Raw genomic sequence first — 459 nt, 5'->3', positions numbered from 1 at the left:
TGGTGACATGTGGAGCTGACGAATACTAATAGATCGAGGACTTAACCATATAATATGAAGCGAATGTTATCTAGTTTTGAGAGAACATAAAAAACTTATTGACTTTTTGAGTAGATAAGTTATAATAATGATTGTCTCAAAAGAATAATGTCTGGTAATGATGGCAGAGAGGTCACACCCGTTCCCATACCGAACACGGAAGTTAAGCTCTCTAGCGCCGATGGTAGTTGGGACCTTGTCCCTGTGAGAGTAGGACGTTGCCAGGCAATATTATTCCGCAGTAGCTCAGCGGTAGAGCTATCGGCTGTTAACCGATCGGTCGTAGGTTCGATTCCTACCTGCGGAGCCATTGGAGAGCTGTCCGAGTTGGCCGAAGGAGCACGATTGGAAATCGTGTATACGTCACAAGCGTATCAAGGGTTCGAATCCCTTGCTCTCCGCCATAAGGAATTTATAATA

The 459-nt window shown here is 44.4% G+C and carries 2 tRNA genes and 1 rRNA gene; all 3 read left to right on the top strand.

From position 1 onward, the window contains the following. Window positions 1-150 precede the first annotated feature (150 nt). The 3 genes from rrf to FT637_RS29650 all read left to right on the top strand — a co-directional run bounded on the left by rrf (window position 151) and on the right by FT637_RS29650 (window position 443). Window positions 151-266: ribosomal RNA gene (gene rrf / locus FT637_RS29660) — 5S ribosomal RNA — on the top strand. 8 nt (window positions 267-274) lie between these two features. Continuing rightward, window positions 275-349 (top strand) — tRNA-Asn (locus FT637_RS29655). A gap of 2 nt (window positions 350-351) precedes the next feature. Continuing rightward, window positions 352-443 (top strand) — tRNA-Ser (locus tag FT637_RS29650). The last annotated feature ends 16 nt before the right edge of the window (window positions 444-459 follow it).

Source organism: Bacillus cereus, assembly GCF_015071065.1.
GTDB classification, from domain to species: domain Bacteria; phylum Bacillota; class Bacilli; order Bacillales; family Bacillaceae_G; genus Bacillus_A; species Bacillus_A cereus_BA.
Note: the sequence above shows the minus strand (reverse complement) of the source record. Positions and strands in the feature narration are given on the sequence as shown.